The 14,622-nt window shown below is 52.9% G+C and carries 14 protein-coding genes; 9 read left to right on the forward strand and 5 right to left on the reverse strand.

From position 1 onward, the window contains the following. The first annotated feature begins 5 nt into the window (after positions 1-5). Positions 6-1,982 carry a biosynthetic arginine decarboxylase gene (gene speA, locus SK39_RS15540; protein WP_003027059.1) on the forward strand — a complete coding sequence of 659 codons (1,977 nt, stop codon included), beginning with the start codon at positions 6-8 and terminating at the stop codon, positions 1,980-1,982. 237 nt (positions 1,983-2,219) lie between these two features. Further along, the gene (gene speB / locus SK39_RS15545; protein ID WP_003027056.1) at positions 2,220-3,140 is read left to right on the forward strand and encodes an agmatinase; all 921 of its coding nucleotides are present in this window, start codon (positions 2,220-2,222) and stop codon (positions 3,138-3,140) included. 196 nt (positions 3,141-3,336) lie between these two features. Here speB and loiP read toward each other — a convergent pair whose 3' ends face one another. After that, positions 3,337-4,095 (reverse strand): metalloprotease LoiP, encoded by a 759-nt coding sequence (loiP, locus tag SK39_RS15550; protein ID WP_003027053.1) that lies wholly within the window; start codon positions 4,093-4,095, stop codon positions 3,337-3,339. Positions 4,096-4,374: 279 nt separating this feature from the next. Between loiP and tkt the strand changes: the two genes are divergently transcribed. From tkt to SK39_RS15585, 7 genes are all read left to right on the forward strand, one after another. Further along, positions 4,375-6,366, forward strand: coding sequence for a transketolase (gene tkt, locus SK39_RS15555; protein ID WP_048217174.1), 1,992 nt, complete (start codon positions 4,375-4,377; stop codon positions 6,364-6,366). A gap of 314 nt (positions 6,367-6,680) precedes the next feature. Then, positions 6,681-7,124, forward strand: a complete 444-nt coding sequence (gene cmtB, locus SK39_RS15560; RefSeq protein WP_032950059.1) for a PTS mannitol transporter subunit IIA — start codon at positions 6,681-6,683, stop codon at positions 7,122-7,124. A 27-nt stretch (positions 7,125-7,151) separates the two neighbouring features. Then, the gene (locus SK39_RS15565; protein WP_016150965.1) at positions 7,152-8,531 is read left to right on the forward strand and encodes a PTS mannitol transporter subunit IIBC; all 1,380 of its coding nucleotides are present in this window, start codon (positions 7,152-7,154) and stop codon (positions 8,529-8,531) included. Between the two features lie 24 nt (positions 8,532-8,555). Continuing rightward, positions 8,556-9,833 (forward strand): zinc-binding dehydrogenase, encoded by a 1,278-nt coding sequence (locus SK39_RS15570; protein ID WP_016150964.1) that lies wholly within the window; start codon positions 8,556-8,558, stop codon positions 9,831-9,833. Then, positions 9,830-10,801, forward strand: coding sequence for a class II fructose-bisphosphatase (gene glpX, locus SK39_RS15575; RefSeq protein WP_016150963.1), 972 nt, complete (start codon positions 9,830-9,832; stop codon positions 10,799-10,801). Before SK39_RS15570 ends, glpX begins: the two co-directional genes overlap by 4 nt. Before the next feature lie 15 nt (positions 10,802-10,816). After that, positions 10,817-11,326 carry an MltR family transcriptional regulator gene (locus SK39_RS15580; protein WP_032950053.1) on the forward strand — a complete coding sequence of 170 codons (510 nt, stop codon included), beginning with the start codon at positions 10,817-10,819 and terminating at the stop codon, positions 11,324-11,326. Next, positions 11,323-12,033, forward strand: a complete 711-nt coding sequence (locus SK39_RS15585) for a nucleoside/nucleotide kinase family protein (RefSeq protein WP_048217175.1) — start codon at positions 11,323-11,325, stop codon at positions 12,031-12,033. Before SK39_RS15580 ends, SK39_RS15585 begins: the two co-directional genes overlap by 4 nt. Here SK39_RS15585 and SK39_RS15590 read toward each other — a convergent pair. From SK39_RS15590 to SK39_RS15605, 4 genes are read right to left on the reverse strand one after another with little or no spacing between them, the layout of a single operon-like run. Then, on the reverse strand, positions 11,990-12,673 hold the full coding sequence (locus tag SK39_RS15590; RefSeq protein ID WP_048217176.1) for an ABC transporter ATP-binding protein: 684 nt from the start codon (positions 12,671-12,673) through the stop codon (positions 11,990-11,992). The genes SK39_RS15585 and SK39_RS15590 overlap by 44 nt on opposite strands. Next, positions 12,667-13,344, reverse strand: coding sequence for an ABC transporter ATP-binding protein (locus tag SK39_RS15595; RefSeq protein ID WP_048217177.1), 678 nt, complete (start codon positions 13,342-13,344; stop codon positions 12,667-12,669). The genes SK39_RS15590 and SK39_RS15595 overlap by 7 nt, the downstream gene beginning before the upstream one ends. Then, positions 13,332-14,039: an energy-coupling factor transporter transmembrane component T gene (locus tag SK39_RS15600; RefSeq protein WP_048217178.1), complete on the reverse strand. Its 708-nt coding sequence runs from the start codon at positions 14,037-14,039 to the stop codon at positions 13,332-13,334. Before SK39_RS15600 ends, SK39_RS15595 begins: the two co-directional genes overlap by 13 nt. Continuing rightward, entirely contained in the window at positions 14,040-14,618 is a 579-nt protein-coding gene (locus SK39_RS15605; RefSeq protein ID WP_003027040.1) for an ECF transporter S component, read from the reverse strand. It lies immediately after the preceding gene. Between the last annotated feature and the right edge of the window lie 4 nt (positions 14,619-14,622).

Consider the following 14,622-nt stretch of genomic DNA (forward strand, 5'->3'; position numbering starts at 1 on the left):
TCGCTATGTCTGACGACATTTCTTTGGGTTCGCCTTCGTCAGCAGGCGAACACGGTGTACTACGCTCCATGCAGGAGGTTGCAATGAGTTCCCAGGAAGCCAGCAAGATGCTGCGTACTTACAATATTGCCTGGTGGGGTAATAACTACTACGACGTCAATGAACTGGGCCACATCAGCGTGTGCCCGGATCCGGACGTACCCGAAGCGCGCGTTGACCTTGCTGAGTTGGTGAAAGCCCGTGAAGCGCAGGGCCAGCGTCTGCCTGCATTGTTCTGCTTCCCGCAGATCCTGCAACATCGTTTGCGTTCGATTAACGCCGCGTTTAAACGAGCCCGTGAATCTTACGGTTACAACGGTGACTATTTCCTCGTTTACCCGATCAAGGTCAACCAGCATCGTCGCGTGATTGAATCGCTGATCCACTCCGGCGAACCGCTGGGGCTGGAAGCTGGTTCCAAAGCTGAATTGATGGCCGTTCTGGCCCATGCCGGAATGACCCGTAGCGTGATCGTGTGTAACGGTTATAAAGACCGCGAATATATCCGTCTGGCACTGATTGGCGAGAAGATGGGCCATAAGGTCTATCTGGTCATCGAGAAGATGTCTGAAATCGCTATCGTGCTGGATGAAGCTGAACGCCTGAATGTCGTTCCGCGTCTGGGCGTGCGTGCGCGTCTGGCGTCGCAGGGCTCTGGCAAGTGGCAGTCCTCCGGCGGTGAAAAATCAAAATTCGGCCTGGCGGCAAACCAGGTGCTGCAACTGGTAGAAATTCTGCGCGAGCGTGGTCGTCTGGACAGCATCCAGTTGCTGCACTTCCATCTCGGCTCCCAAATGGCGAACATTCGTGATATCGCCACCGGCGTACGTGAGTCGGCGCGTTTCTACGTTGAGCTGCACAAGCTTGGCGTTAATATCCAGTGCTTCGACGTGGGCGGTGGTCTGGGTGTGGATTACGAAGGTACCCGTTCGCAGTCTGACTGTTCCGTAAACTACGGTTTGAACGAATACGCCAACAACATCATCTGGGCTATTGGTGACGCCTGTGAAGAACACGGTCTGCCGCATCCGACGGTAATCACCGAGTCTGGCCGCGCGGTAACCGCGCACCATACCGTGCTGGTATCTAACATTATCGGCGTTGAGCGTAGTGAACACACCGAAGCTACACCTCCGGCTGACGATGCGCCACGTGCCCTGCAAAGCATGTGGGAAACCTGGCAAGAGATGCATGAACCGGGAACCCGTCGTTCGCTGCGTGAATGGCTGCACGACAGCCAGATGGATCTGCACGATATTCACGTTGGGTACTCTTCAGGCACCTTTAGCCTGCAGGAGCGTGCGTGGGCAGAGCAGCTGTATCTGAACATGTGCCATGAAGTGCAGAAACAACTCGACCCGAGCAACCGTGCGCACCGTCCGATTATCGACGAGCTGCAGGAGCGTATGGCGGATAAGATTTACGTCAACTTCTCGCTGTTCCAGTCGATGCCGGATGCGTGGGGGATCGATCAGCTGTTCCCGGTAATGCCGCTGGAAGGGTTGAATCAGGTGCCTGAACGCCGTGCGGTGCTGTTGGATATCACCTGTGACTCTGATGGCGCTATCGACCACTACGTTGACGGTGATGGCATTGCGACCACCATGCCGATGCCGGAATACGACCCTGAGAACCCGCCGATGCTGGGCTTCTTTATGGTGGGTGCGTACCAGGAGATCCTCGGCAACATGCACAACTTGTTTGGTGATACCGAAGCGGTTGACGTGTTCGTCTTCCCTGACGGCAGCGTAGAAGTTGAGCTGTCCGACGAAGGGGATACCGTGGCGGATATGCTGCAATACGTGCAGCTGGATCCGAACACCCTGCTGACGCAGTTTCGTGACCAGGTGAAAAACACCGATCTGGACGCTGAGCTGCAACAGCAGTTCCTCGAAGAGTTTGAAGCCGGTCTGTACGGTTATACTTATCTGGAAGATGAGTAACGATAAATGCCAGGTGGCGCTGCGCTTACCGTTCCTACGAAAGTAGGCCGGATAAGGCGAAGCCGCCATCCGGCAGTCGGAATCCGCGGGGGCAGCATTTGTGGCACTCACTTGAATCCGTACAAAATAACGGCGATAATTTGCCGTAAATATGCAGTTACCAAATCAATCCCTTCCTCGTCGGGCTTAACGACGCGGAGGGGATTTTTTTTCATCGATTTTTAAAGAGGTCAGTACATGAGCACCTTAGGTCATCAATACGACAACTCCTTGGTTTCTAACGCCTTTGGTTTTTTACGTCTGCCGATGAACTTCATGCCGTACGATAGCGACGCCGACTGGGTGATCACCGGTGTACCGTTTGATATGGCAACGTCTGGTCGTGCGGGCGGGCGTCATGGTCCGGCGGCAATCCGTCAGGTGTCCACCAACCTGGCCTGGGAGCACAACCGCTTCCCGTGGAACTTCGATATGCGCGAGCGCCTGAACGTGGTGGACTGCGGCGATCTGGTTTATGCGTTCGGGGATGCGCGTGAAATGAGTGAAAAACTGCAGGCGCATGCTGAGAAGCTGCTGTCTGCCGGTAAGCGCATGCTCTCCTTTGGCGGCGACCACTTCGTCACGCTGCCGCTGCTGCGCGCGCATGCCAAGCACTTTGGTAAAATGGCGCTGGTGCACTTTGATGCCCACACCGACACCTACGCTAACGGCTGCGAATTCGACCACGGCACCATGTTCTACACTGCGCCGAACGAAGGTCTGATCGATCCGAATCACTCTGTGCAGATCGGTATTCGTACCGAGTTCGACAAAGACAACGGCTTTACCGTGCTGGATGCGTGCCAGGTTAACGACCGCAGCGTTGATGACATTATCGCTCAGGTTAAGCAGATTGTCGGTGATATGCCGGTATACCTGACTTTTGATATCGACTGTCTGGACCCGGCGTTTGCACCAGGAACCGGTACGCCAGTGATCGGCGGTCTGACTTCCGATCGTGCTATTAAACTGGTACGTGGTCTGAAAGATCTGAACATCGTCGGGATGGATGTTGTTGAAGTGGCTCCGGCCTACGATCAGTCAGAGATCACCGCACTGGCGGCGGCAACGTTAGCATTAGAAATGCTCTATATCCAGGCGGCGAAAAAAGGCGAGTAACGGTTTCGGGCTATTTTACTCGCCATTTTGAACCCGGGCAGTGCTCGCCATCCTCACGTACTACGTGTACGCTCCGGTGGCTGTGCGCTGTCCGGTCTCAAACTGGCTTCGCCAATAACGCCCGATCGCTGGACTAAATTTGTAATTCTGTAGGCCGGATAAGGCGTTCACGCCGCCATCCGGCACTGTTCGAAGATTATTTGATCCCGTCTGCGCTCATGCGATCGCGAATATGTTGCGCACGTTCTGCGGATGCCGGATGATCGTCAAACATTGAGCTTTGACGTCCTGCTTCCAGTTTTGCCAGTTTCTCAAAACTGGTGGCTAAGCCAGCCGGATTGATCCCACGTTTGCGCAACAGATCATACGAGTAATCATCCGCCTCGGATTCCTGACGCTGGGAGAACTGTGAGTTCACCAGTTTCTCACCAAGATCGCCCAATTGCGATTGCGACAGGCTGCCGACAATCCCGCCAGCGGAAGCCGCAGCTGCCCGCACGGCGTTCGTACCCAGCGCAACCTGCATCCCTTTTTTCACGTGACCCAGCGCAACGTGACCCATTTCGTGGCCGATCACTGCTTCGACTTCGTTGTCGGTCATCATATCCATCAGGCCGCTGTATACGCGGATACAGCCGTTCGCCATGGCAAAGGCATTTACATCTTTCGCCATATAGACTTTGTAGTTCACCGGCTGGCCGTTAATGTTATCGCCAAGCGCGGCGGCGATTTTGCCAAGACGCGTTGCATACTCGCTGCCAGCCGGGGCGATGGTAGCTTTGCTGTCCATATCCTTACAGGCCTGATCGCTCAGCGCTTTTACCTGCGCATCGCTCAGACTGTAGGCTTGGAAAGCCTCTGCGCCTGAGGAAAGCAGTCCGTTTGAGTCCATGTTCTGGCAGCCGGTCAATGCCGCCGCCATGCTCGTAGCAAGCAGTAAAGCGCGAATTTTCATTTTTTCTCTTCCGCACAAAGTCAGGATTATTCTAAAAAATGCGTCGTTTGCAGGTGAACCGACGCTCGGCATAAGTATAAAGAAAAGAACAATAAGCGGGCGAGAAGATTGCGCAACTTGCGCGCATGATCCAGAGATTTCTGAAGCGGTAAAAGGATGCTCCATGTACATGACACGCGGCTTGGGTTACATTGTTGGCACTTTTTTCCGGCGTAGCCCAAAACGCGCTGTCGTCAAGTCGTTTAGGGCGTGGCCTTCATTATCCGATCTGGAGTCAAAATGTCCTCACGTAAAGAGCTTGCCAATGCTATTCGTGCGCTGAGCATGGACGCAGTACAGAAAGCCAAATCCGGTCACCCGGGTGCCCCGATGGGTATGGCTGACATTGCCGAAGTCCTGTGGCGTGATTTCCTGAACCACAACCCGACTAACCCGTCCTGGGCTGACCGTGACCGTTTCGTGCTGTCTAACGGCCACGGTTCAATGCTGATTTACAGCCTGCTGCACCTCACCGGCTATGATCTGCCGATGTCCGAGCTGCAGAACTTCCGTCAGCTGCACTCCAAAACGCCGGGTCACCCGGAAGTGGGTTACACCGCGGGTGTTGAAACCACGACCGGTCCTTTGGGTCAGGGCATTGCGAATGCAGTGGGTATGGCTATCGCTGAAAAAACGCTGGCGGCGCAGTTTAACCGTCCTGGTCACGACATCGTTGACCACTTCACCTATGCTTTCATGGGCGACGGCTGCATGATGGAAGGTATCTCTCACGAGGTATGTTCCCTGGCTGGTACGCTGAAACTGGGTAAACTGGTTGCGTTCTACGATGACAACGGCATCTCTATCGATGGCCACGTTGAAGGCTGGTTCACCGATGACACCGCGAAGCGTTTCGAAGCTTACGGCTGGCACGTGATTCGTGGTGTAGATGGTCACGATCCTGACGCGATTAAACGCGCTGTTGAAGAAGCACGCGCAGTGACCGACAAACCGTCCCTGCTGATGTGCAAAACCATCATCGGTTTCGGTTCTCCGAACAAAGCCGGTACCCACGACTCTCACGGTGCACCGCTGGGCGATGCAGAAATCGCACTGACCCGCGAACAGCTGGGCTGGAAATACGCGCCGTTCGAAATCCCGTCTGAAATCTACGCGCAGTGGGATGCGAAAGAAGCCGGCCAGGCAAAAGAAGCCGCATGGAACGAGAAGTTCGCTGCTTATGCCAAAGCTTTCCCGCAGGAAGCTGCTGAATTCACCCGTCGTATGAAAGGTGAAATGCCGTCTGACTTCGACGCGAAAGCCAACGAGTTCATTGCTAAGCTGCAGGCTAAACCGGCGAAAATCGCCAGCCGTAAAGCTTCTCAGAACGCGATTGAAGCCTTCGGTCCTCTGCTGCCTGAATTCCTCGGCGGCTCTGCTGACCTGGCACCGTCTAACCTGACTCTGTGGTCTGGTTCTAAGGCCATCAACGAAGATACTGCCGGTAACTACATCCATTACGGTGTACGTGAATTCGGTATGACCGCTATCGCAAACGGTATTTCCCTGCATGGTGGTTTCCTGCCGTACACCTCCACCTTCCTGATGTTCGTGGAATATGCCCGTAACGCGGTGCGTATGGCTGCGCTGATGAAACAGCGTCAGGTGATGGTCTATACTCACGACTCCATCGGTCTGGGTGAAGATGGCCCGACTCACCAGCCGGTAGAGCAGGTTGCTTCTCTGCGTGTGACCCCGAACATGAGCACATGGCGTCCGTGTGACCAGGTTGAATCCGCAGTAGCATGGAAATACGGTGTTGAGCGTCAGGACGGCCCGACCGCACTGATCCTCTCCCGTCAGAACCTGGCACAGCAGGAACGTACCGCAGAGCAACTGGCGAACATCGCTCGCGGTGGCTACGTGCTGAAAGATTGCGCGGGTCAGCCGGAGTTGATCTTCATCGCCACCGGTTCTGAAGTTGAACTTGCCGTGGCTGCCTGGGACAAACTGACCGCTGAAGGCGTGAAAGCGCGCGTTGTTTCCATGCCGTCTACTGATGCATTCGACAAGCAGGATGCGGCTTACCGTGAATCCGTACTGCCGAAAGCCGTCTCTGCTCGCGTCGCTATCGAAGCTGGCATTGCTGACTACTGGTTCAAATACGTGGGCCTGAACGGCGCTATTGTCGGTATGACTACCTTTGGTGAGTCTGCACCGGCAGAACTGCTGTTTGAAGAATTCGGCTTCACCGTAGACAACGTGGTCGCGAAAGCAAAAGAACTGCTGTAATTTCGATTACAGGTGAAAACGGGTCGCTCAGGCGGCCCGTTTTTAATTTAGCTGAATCTAATTCACATTGCGCAATCAGTAAATTTAGATCTGAATCACAAATATGATATTTAGTGTTATTTGGTATTTGCAATGCGCATCACACAATTAGTGTTGCTTTTTATTTTCAATGGCTCAATTCATTGTTTTTAAAGACTTCACAAAAAGACATTCCGCGCCATACGTATTTTCCCCCTCGATTGATTTCATTTTGCCGCACGCGTATTTTATTTTTAACGCTAACTCGTACCCTAAAAATAAAATAAGGAAAATGTATGCGGCTGATTGATTACTTTCCCGAATCATCTATCTCAATAAAAGATTCAGCAAAGAACTGGCAGGAAGCAATTGACTTTTCTATGTCATCCTTACTCGCCAATCATTATGTCAATTCAGATTATATTCAGGCGATCAAAGACTCAACGATTAACAATGGCCCTTATTATATTTTAGCGCCTGGTGTCGCCATGCCACACGCTCGTCCGGAATGTGGCGCGTTAAAAACCGGAATGTCATTAACGCTTCTTAAACAGGAAGTGAAATTTGCCGATGATGATGAAGGTATCAGATTATTAATCGGGTTGTCGGCGGCAAATGCTGACTCTCACATTGGCGCTATTCAGGCTTTAAGCGAATTATTATGTGAAGAGGAAGCGCTAAGCGCTTTGTTAGCGGCTAAATCAGAAAAACAGCTGGCGGATATTATCGCCTTTGCATAATTCATCGTTTCCTTTTAGGATAATATTATGGAAAACAAGTCTGCTCGTGCCAAAGTCCAGGCTTTTGGTGGTTTTTTGACTGCAATGGTCATTCCCAATATCGGTGCCTTTATTGCCTGGGGTTTTATAACCGCATTGTTTATTCCTACCGGTTGGATGCCGAATGAGCATTTCGCCAAAATTGTCGGTCCGATGATTACCTATTTACTGCCTGTCATGATTGGCTCCACAGGGGGACATCTGGTTGGTGGGAAACGTGGCGCGGTAATGGGAGGCATTGGTTCTATTGGCGTTATTGTGGGCGCGGATATCCCGATGTTCCTTGGCGCGATGGTGATGGGACCACTTGGCGGCTGGGTGATTAAGCATATCGACCGCCTGCTGGAAAAACGCATCCCTGCTGGTTTCGAGATGGTTATCAATAACTTCTCCCTGGGTATCGCGGGAATGCTCTTATGTTTGCTGGGATTTGAAGTCATTGGCCCGGCGGTTCTCATTGCCAATAACTTTGTGAAGGAGTGTATTGAAGCGTTGGTTCATGCGGGTTATCTGCCGTTGCTATCCGTAATCAATGAACCCGCGAAAATCCTCTTTCTGAATAATGCTATCGATCAGGGCGTCTATTATCCGCTGGGAATGCAACAAGCTTCTGAAACGGGAAAATCGATTTTCTTCATGGTGGCATCTAACCCAGGGCCGGGGTTAGGCCTGTTACTCGGCTTTGCCATTTTCGGTAAAGGGATGAGTAAAAAATCCGCGCCAGGTGCCATGATTATCCACTTCCTCGGTGGTATTCATGAGCTGTATTTCCCGTATGTGCTGATGAAGCCTTTAACCCTGATTGCGATGATTGCCGGGGGAATGACCGGGACGTGGGTATTCCACCTGCTGGACGGTGGGTTGGTTGCAGGACCGAGCCCAGGATCAATATTCGCCTATCTGGCATTAACGCCAAAAGGATCTTTCCTCGCGACCATCGCAGGCGTTACAGCGGGAACAATTGTTACTTTTGTGATTACATCTGTAATCCTGAAAATGGAAAAGAGCGTAGAAACAGAAAGTGAGGATGACTTTGCTGAATCAGCCAGAACCGTCAAAGCGATGAAGCAGGAAGGTAAATTCTCTTATAAAAATATTAAACGCGTCGCTTTTGTCTGTGATGCGGGAATGGGTTCCAGTGCGATGGGGGCAACCACGTTTCGTAAGCGTCTGGAGAAAGCGGGATTAAATATTAACGTCACGCACTATGCTATCGAAAACGTTCCACAAGATGCCGATATTATTGTCACCCATGCCAGTCTTGAAGGTCGTGTTAAACGAGTGAGTGAAAAGCCATTAGTACTTATTAAGAACTATATTGGTGATCCACTGTTGGATGATTTATTTAAACGCATTACTGCGAACTAACCTTCTTCTATTTTGGGAGTAAGTATGAAAACGAAAGTGGCTGCCATATATGGCAAGCAGGATATTCGTATCCGCGAATTTGATCTGCCTGAAATTACAGATAACGAATTGTTAGTAAGCGTAATATCCGATAGCGTTTGTTTGTCCACCTGGAAAGCGGCGGCATTAGGGAGCGATCATAAACGCGTGCCGGACGATTTGGAAAATCATCCGGTCATTACCGGACATGAATGTGCAGGTATCATTGTTGAGGTGGGAAAAAACCTTACGGATAAATATAAGAAAGGTCAGCGTTTTGTGTTGCAACCCGCGATGGGATTGCCAAGTGGATATTCCGCGGGATACAGCTACGAATATTTTGGCGGTAATGCGACATATATGATTATCCCGGAAGTGGCGATTAATCTGGGATGCGTTCTACCTTACCACGGCTCTTATTTTGCCGCCGCCTCATTGGCAGAACCGATGTGCTGCATTATTGGCGCGTATAACGCGAATTTTCACACCACGCCTTACGTCTATGAGCATCGCATGGGGATTAAGCCGGGGGGAAGCATTGCGCTTCTGGCCTGCGCCGGGCCGATGGGTATCGGAGCAATAGATTATGCCATTAACGGCAGTATTCAGCCGTCACGCGTGGTGGTGGTCGACATTGACGAAGCACGACTGGCGCAGGCTAAAAAATTGTTGCCGGTTGAGCTGGCGGCAGAAAAAGGGATTGAGCTTATCTATGTGAATACCTTCGGTATGGACTCCCCGACCGCGATGCTGCGCGCCCTTACTAATGACGCAGGTTTTGATGATGTCTTTGTGTATGCGGCAGTGCCAGCCGTCATTGAAATGGCTGACGATTTACTCGCGGAAGATGGTTGCCTGAATTTCTTTGCCGGTCCGACGGACAGCAACTTTAAAGTGCCGTTTAATTTTTATAACGTGCACTACAACAGCACTCACGTGGTCGGGACCTCCGGTGGATCAACGGATGATATGAAAGAGGCTATTGCACTCAGTGCAACCGGACAGCTACAGCCGTCGTTTATGGTGACGCACATTGGCGGCCTTGATGCGGTTCCGGAAACCGTATTGAATTTACCGGCAATTCCTGGCGGTAAGAAGCTGATTTATAACGGCGTTACCATGCCGCTAACCGCCATTGCTGATTTTGCCGAGAAAGGGAAAACTGACCCATTATTCAAAGAGTTGGCGCTGCTGGTGGAGGAAACGCACGGCATCTGGAACGAAAAGGCAGAAAAATACCTGCTGGCACACTTCGGCGTTGATATCGGGGAGGCGGCGATATGATGTCGCTGGCATGGCCGCTATTTCGTATCACGGAGCAGGCTGCGTTGGCAGCCTGGCCGCAAACCGGGTGCGGCGATAAAAACAAGATTGATGGTCTGGCCGTGACGGCAATGCGCGAAGCATTGAACAGTATTGCCATCCGCGGACGAATCGTCATTGGCGAAGGGGAGATTGATCAAGCCCCGATGTTGTGGATTGGTGAGGAAGTGGGAACCGGCGCCGGACCAGAGGTCGATATCGCTGTCGATCCTATTGAAGGTACGCGAATGGTGGCGATGGGGCAATGCAATGCGCTGGCCGTCATGGCGTTTGCCCCTCGCGGCAGTTTGTTACACGCCCCTGATATGTACATGAAAAAACTGGTTGTTAATCGGTATGCAAAAGGGGCGATTAATCTGGCGCTGCCGTTGGCAGACAATCTGCGCAATGTGGCTGAGGCACTGGGCAAACCGCTGGAGCGACTGCGGATGGTGACGCTGGATAAACCGCGTCTTCAACCAGCGATTGCCGAAGCGACACGGCTTGGGGTCAAAGTCTTTGCGCTGCCCGATGGTGATGTGGCCGCCAGCGTGCTGGCCTGTATGCAGGAAAATCCCTATGACCTGATGTACACCATTGGCGGGGCACCTGAAGGGGTTATTTCAGCTTGCGCAGTTAAAGCGCTGGGGGGCGACATGCAGGCTGAACTGATTGATTTTTGCGCGGCGAAAGGTGATAGCGCAGATAATCGTCTGATTGCGGCACAGGAACGTCAGCGCTGCAGGGAAATGGGCGTTGAGATCAACCGTATCTACGCGCTAGACGAACTGGTAGGGGGAAATAAGATCCTCTTCAGCGCGACGGGGGTTACGGGCGGCGATCTTGTGAAAGGGATCCAACAGGTTGCGAATGGTGTGCGCACGCAAACTTTACTGATCGGCGGCGCGGATCGAACGTGTAATATAATAGACTCTCTGCATTCATGGTGATTTATCGGATAACTAATGACGACGCTGACAGAAGACGATGTGCTTGAGCAACTGGATGCTCAAAATAATTTACTTTCGTTTATGACGACGGCACATAACATTTTGCTCCAGGGCATTAAGCGCTTTCTGCCGTCGCTGTTCGTTAATAACGATGAAGAGATCGTGGAATATGCAGTGAAGCCGTTGCTCGCCCAGAGTGGACCGCTTGACGATATCGACGTTGCGCTACGTCTGATTTATGCGCTGGGAAAAATGGATAAATGGCTTTACGCCGATATCACCCATTTTTCCCAGTTTTATCAGTACCTGAACGAGCAGGATACTATCCCCGGTTTTGCCGATGACATCACCTGGGATTTTATCAGCAACGTGAACAGTATTACCCACAACGCAACGCTCTACGGCGCACTGGAGTCAATGAAATTTGCCGACTTTGCTGCGTGGTCTGAGGTGCGCTTTAGTGCAATGGTCAAGACGGCAATGACGCTGGCAGTGACGGCGATTTTAAAGGAATTAACGCCGTGAAAATCAAACTAACGGTGAATGGGCTACAGGTTGAAGCACATTACCATGATGATGAGATAGAGAACGTCCACAAACCGTTATTACAGCAACTGGCAAAAATACACGCTGCTAATCCGCAGCGACGTACGATAGTTTTTCTCTGCGCGCCACCGGGTACGGGTAAATCGACGCTGACCACCTTCTGGGAATATCTCTGCGCTCAGGATCCTTGTCTACCAGAGATCCAGACGCTGCCGATGGATGGCTTCCATCACTACAACAGCTGGCTGGATGCCCATAACCTGAGGGCATACAAAGGTGCGCCGGAAACCTTTGATGTGGATAAGCTTGCGCAGAATCTACGTCAGATAAGGGAAGGAGAAGGATTCTGGCCGCAATATGATCGGCAAAAGCACGATCCGGTCGAAGAGGCCATACGGGTGACTGCGCCGATGGTGATTGTGGAGGGAAACTGGCTATTGCGCGATGATGAAAGATGGCGAGCGTTAGCTGAGTTTTGTGATTACTCGTTGTTTATTCGCGCTCCAGCCAATGCGCTGCGTACGCGGCTGGTAGGCCGTAAACTGGCTGGCGGACTCTCACAAGCTGACGCTGAGGCATTTTATGAGCGTACCGACGGACCGAATGTTCGTCGGGTGCTGGAAGATAGCCTGTCAGCAGACCTTATGCTGGAGATGACGATTGAGGGGGCATATCGGACGGCATGAGGTTTTTGTTGTGTAGCCGTACTATGCGCGAAAAATGGCGCTGCGTAAATGCAGCGTCATGGCTGATCGCTACAACGCTGGCGCCACGTGTACGACACACTGCCAGCCAGTTTTCGAAGACGCCAAGCCAGTGCGCATCAAAGTCCCGACTGGGCTCATCCAGCAGTAGAATAGCGGGTTTGAGGGCTTCCAGACTGGCGACGGCAACCATACGTCGTTGTGCAGTATGCAGATCTAGCGGGTGCGCGTCGGCGACATCCTCTAACTGACATAATCGCAGCGCCGCCATCGTGCGTTGCGCAATTTCAGTCGCCGGAAGCTTCTGTAGCCGTAATCCGAAGGCCACTTCCTCTGCAACCTTGCTGTGAAAGATTTGATTCTCCGCTTCCTGAAACAGTACGCCGAGCACCCTGGCGCGCTCCCGGTTTTTCAGTTGCGCAATCGCACGATTTTGAACGGTTATTGTGCCGGATGAGGGCGTCAGTAGCCCGGCCATGATGCGCAACAGCGTGGATTTTCCTGCGCCATTATCGCCCGTTAGCGCCAGCCATTCCCCCTCCTGGAGTTCCAGCGAAATATTGCGTAAACAGTCATCGGCGGCGTTCGGCCAGCGATAGCTGATCTGGTTTAGCGTCAGCATAGTGATGACAATGCTCCGTCGCGCAGCTGCCATGCCTGCTGGCAGTAGCTGAGAAAAGGTGAAGGGTTGCGTTCGAAAAGTATCACCAAAGCATGCTGTTCCTGTGCCCACTGTTGCAGTCGCGCCAGCAGCATTGCCGTGGCTTGCGCCGTCAGGCGACTGAACGCTTCATCCAGAATCAATATTTTCGGCTGCATGGCGAGTGCGCTGGCAATGACTACCCGCTGGGTTTCCCCGCCGGAAAGGGTACCGGGATGACGATGGCGTAGGGGCTGACATTCTGTCAGCGTAAGGGCGTCATCTATGCGCTGCATAATTTCAGTCTCGGTAAGGCAGAGATTTTCCGGGCCAAACGCCACTTCTTCCTCCACGCTGAAAGTACAACCTGAAAGCTGCAGGTAAGGTGACTGCTGCACAAGCTGGATGGTACTCGACTGCTCGACCAGCGATAGTTGCCCGATGGGATTACCCAGTAGCGTACCTGTGCCCTCAATTTCTCCCGGAAGGAAGTCGGGGTACCAGCCAGCCATCAGCTGTGCCAGCGTACTTTTCCCGCTGCCGTTCTCACCAAAAATAGCCACCATACCAGGCCTGGCGTAATGGAAATCGTAACAGGCGGATGGCCGCATAGCGTGCGTCGGAATATAGCGAAACTGCTCTAACGTAACCATATCCTGATTCCTGTCTCAACTGCCATCAGAACCACCATACCGTAGCGGGCCAGACGTTGTAAGGTGCTGTCTGGCGGCGCCCATAGCGTGGTGCGAGTGCGATGCAGGCGAAATCCCCGCATATCGAGCGCTGCACCGCGAACGGCCAAGTCATTGAGCGCGTTATGGGTGAGCGGCACAATTAATGCCGGCATAGCGCGTAAACGTTGGTACCAGGACTCATCCAGCGGTACGCCGCGTGCGCGCTGAGCCTCGTGAATAATCGCCAATTGGCGTTTGAGTTGTTCAACCACCAGCAGCGGGCCTGCGAACAGATAGGCAACGCCTGGCGGCAGGCGAGAAGCAAACAGGGCGCGCATAAAGCGCGCAACCGGCACGTACTGCATCCACATCTGCGATGTCGACACAATGGCCAGGATCCGCAGCCAGAGCGTAACGGCATCGGCCCAGCGTTCTGGTGTGCGCGGCTGCCCGCTAATCCACTCGGTAAGCCATCCGCCGTGTACCAGCCATAGCCCCAGTCCTAAGGGAATCATCAGCCAGAGTACGTATTTCGCCCGCGACCGCGTAGCCTTCATACATAGCAAACCGACAAACGTCGCGGCGCTGTACAAGCTGAGCGGCACTCCGGCTGGCAGCAGGAGCGTGGAGCAGGCGGCAAGCGCCCACAGAGTTAACGACGTAAACGGATGCATTTAGCGCACGGCAGACATCGTAGGGAAATGGCGCGTGGTACGCAGCGGAAGTTGTCGCAGCAGCACCCAGACGATGATTGCCGTGAGGATTTTATCGACCAGATTTGCACCGATGACGGTGATGGCGACGGACTCAACCAGGTTCTGACCGACCGAGTGCATCCAGGCGACAAAAAGATCGGCGCCGCTGCCGGTGACACCCCCGAACAGAGTCGTGCGAATCGGCACGGCAACGAGGGTCACGGCAAGCGTGATAATTACGCCGCTGACCACGACTTTGGGTAAGGTGCGAAACCATCCCGCCCGTGCCAGCCAACCGGCGACCAGTCCAATAACCATGGCGACGGGCGCAAAGGCGGCGGCGATCGGATCGGTCAGCAACCCCCACAACAGGTTAGTGAGTAATCCGGTTAGCATCCCCACAACCGGACCTAACAGCACCGCGCTGATCAACGTGCCAATCGAGTCGAGAAAAATAGGTAATTTCAACATGCTGATAAGCTGCCCACCGACCATGTTGATGGCGATAGCAATGACAATAAGAACCAGAGACTGGCTGGAAAATTGGCGACGCGCCATAAAA

Source organism: Citrobacter sp. BIDMC107 (genome assembly GCF_001037575.1).
In the GTDB taxonomy this organism is placed as follows: domain Bacteria; phylum Pseudomonadota; class Gammaproteobacteria; order Enterobacterales; family Enterobacteriaceae; genus Citrobacter; species Citrobacter freundii.

Bases quoted from the DNA above. Each gene is read 5' to 3' on its own strand.
- speB (WP_003027056.1), top strand. From the start codon at position 2,220: ATGAGCACCTTAGGTCATCAATACGACAACTCCTTGGTTTCTAACGCC.
- cmtB (WP_032950059.1), top strand. From the start codon at position 6,681: ATGCGGCTGATTGATTACTTTCCCGAATCATCTATCTCAATAAAAGAT.
- SK39_RS15595 (WP_048217177.1), bottom strand. From the start codon at position 13,344: ATGGTTACGTTAGAGCAGTTTCGCTATATTCCGACGCACGCTATGCGG.
- glpX (WP_016150963.1), top strand. From the start codon at position 9,830: ATGATGTCGCTGGCATGGCCGCTATTTCGTATCACGGAGCAGGCTGCG.
- SK39_RS15600 (WP_048217178.1), bottom strand. From the start codon at position 14,039: ATGCATCCGTTTACGTCGTTAACTCTGTGGGCGCTTGCCGCCTGCTCC.
- SK39_RS15580 (WP_032950053.1), top strand. From the start codon at position 10,817: ATGACGACGCTGACAGAAGACGATGTGCTTGAGCAACTGGATGCTCAA.
- speA (WP_003027059.1), top strand. From the start codon at position 6: ATGTCTGACGACATTTCTTTGGGTTCGCCTTCGTCAGCAGGCGAACAC.
- SK39_RS15565 (WP_016150965.1), top strand. From the start codon at position 7,152: ATGGAAAACAAGTCTGCTCGTGCCAAAGTCCAGGCTTTTGGTGGTTTT.
- SK39_RS15590 (WP_048217176.1), bottom strand. From the start codon at position 12,673: ATGCTGACGCTAAACCAGATCAGCTATCGCTGGCCGAACGCCGCCGAT.
- SK39_RS15605 (WP_003027040.1), bottom strand. From the start codon at position 14,618: ATGGCGCGTCGCCAATTTTCCAGCCAGTCTCTGGTTCTTATTGTCATT.
- tkt (WP_048217174.1), top strand. From the start codon at position 4,375: ATGTCCTCACGTAAAGAGCTTGCCAATGCTATTCGTGCGCTGAGCATG.
- SK39_RS15570 (WP_016150964.1), top strand. From the start codon at position 8,556: ATGAAAACGAAAGTGGCTGCCATATATGGCAAGCAGGATATTCGTATC.
- loiP (WP_003027053.1), bottom strand. From the start codon at position 4,095: ATGAAAATTCGCGCTTTACTGCTTGCTACGAGCATGGCGGCGGCATTG.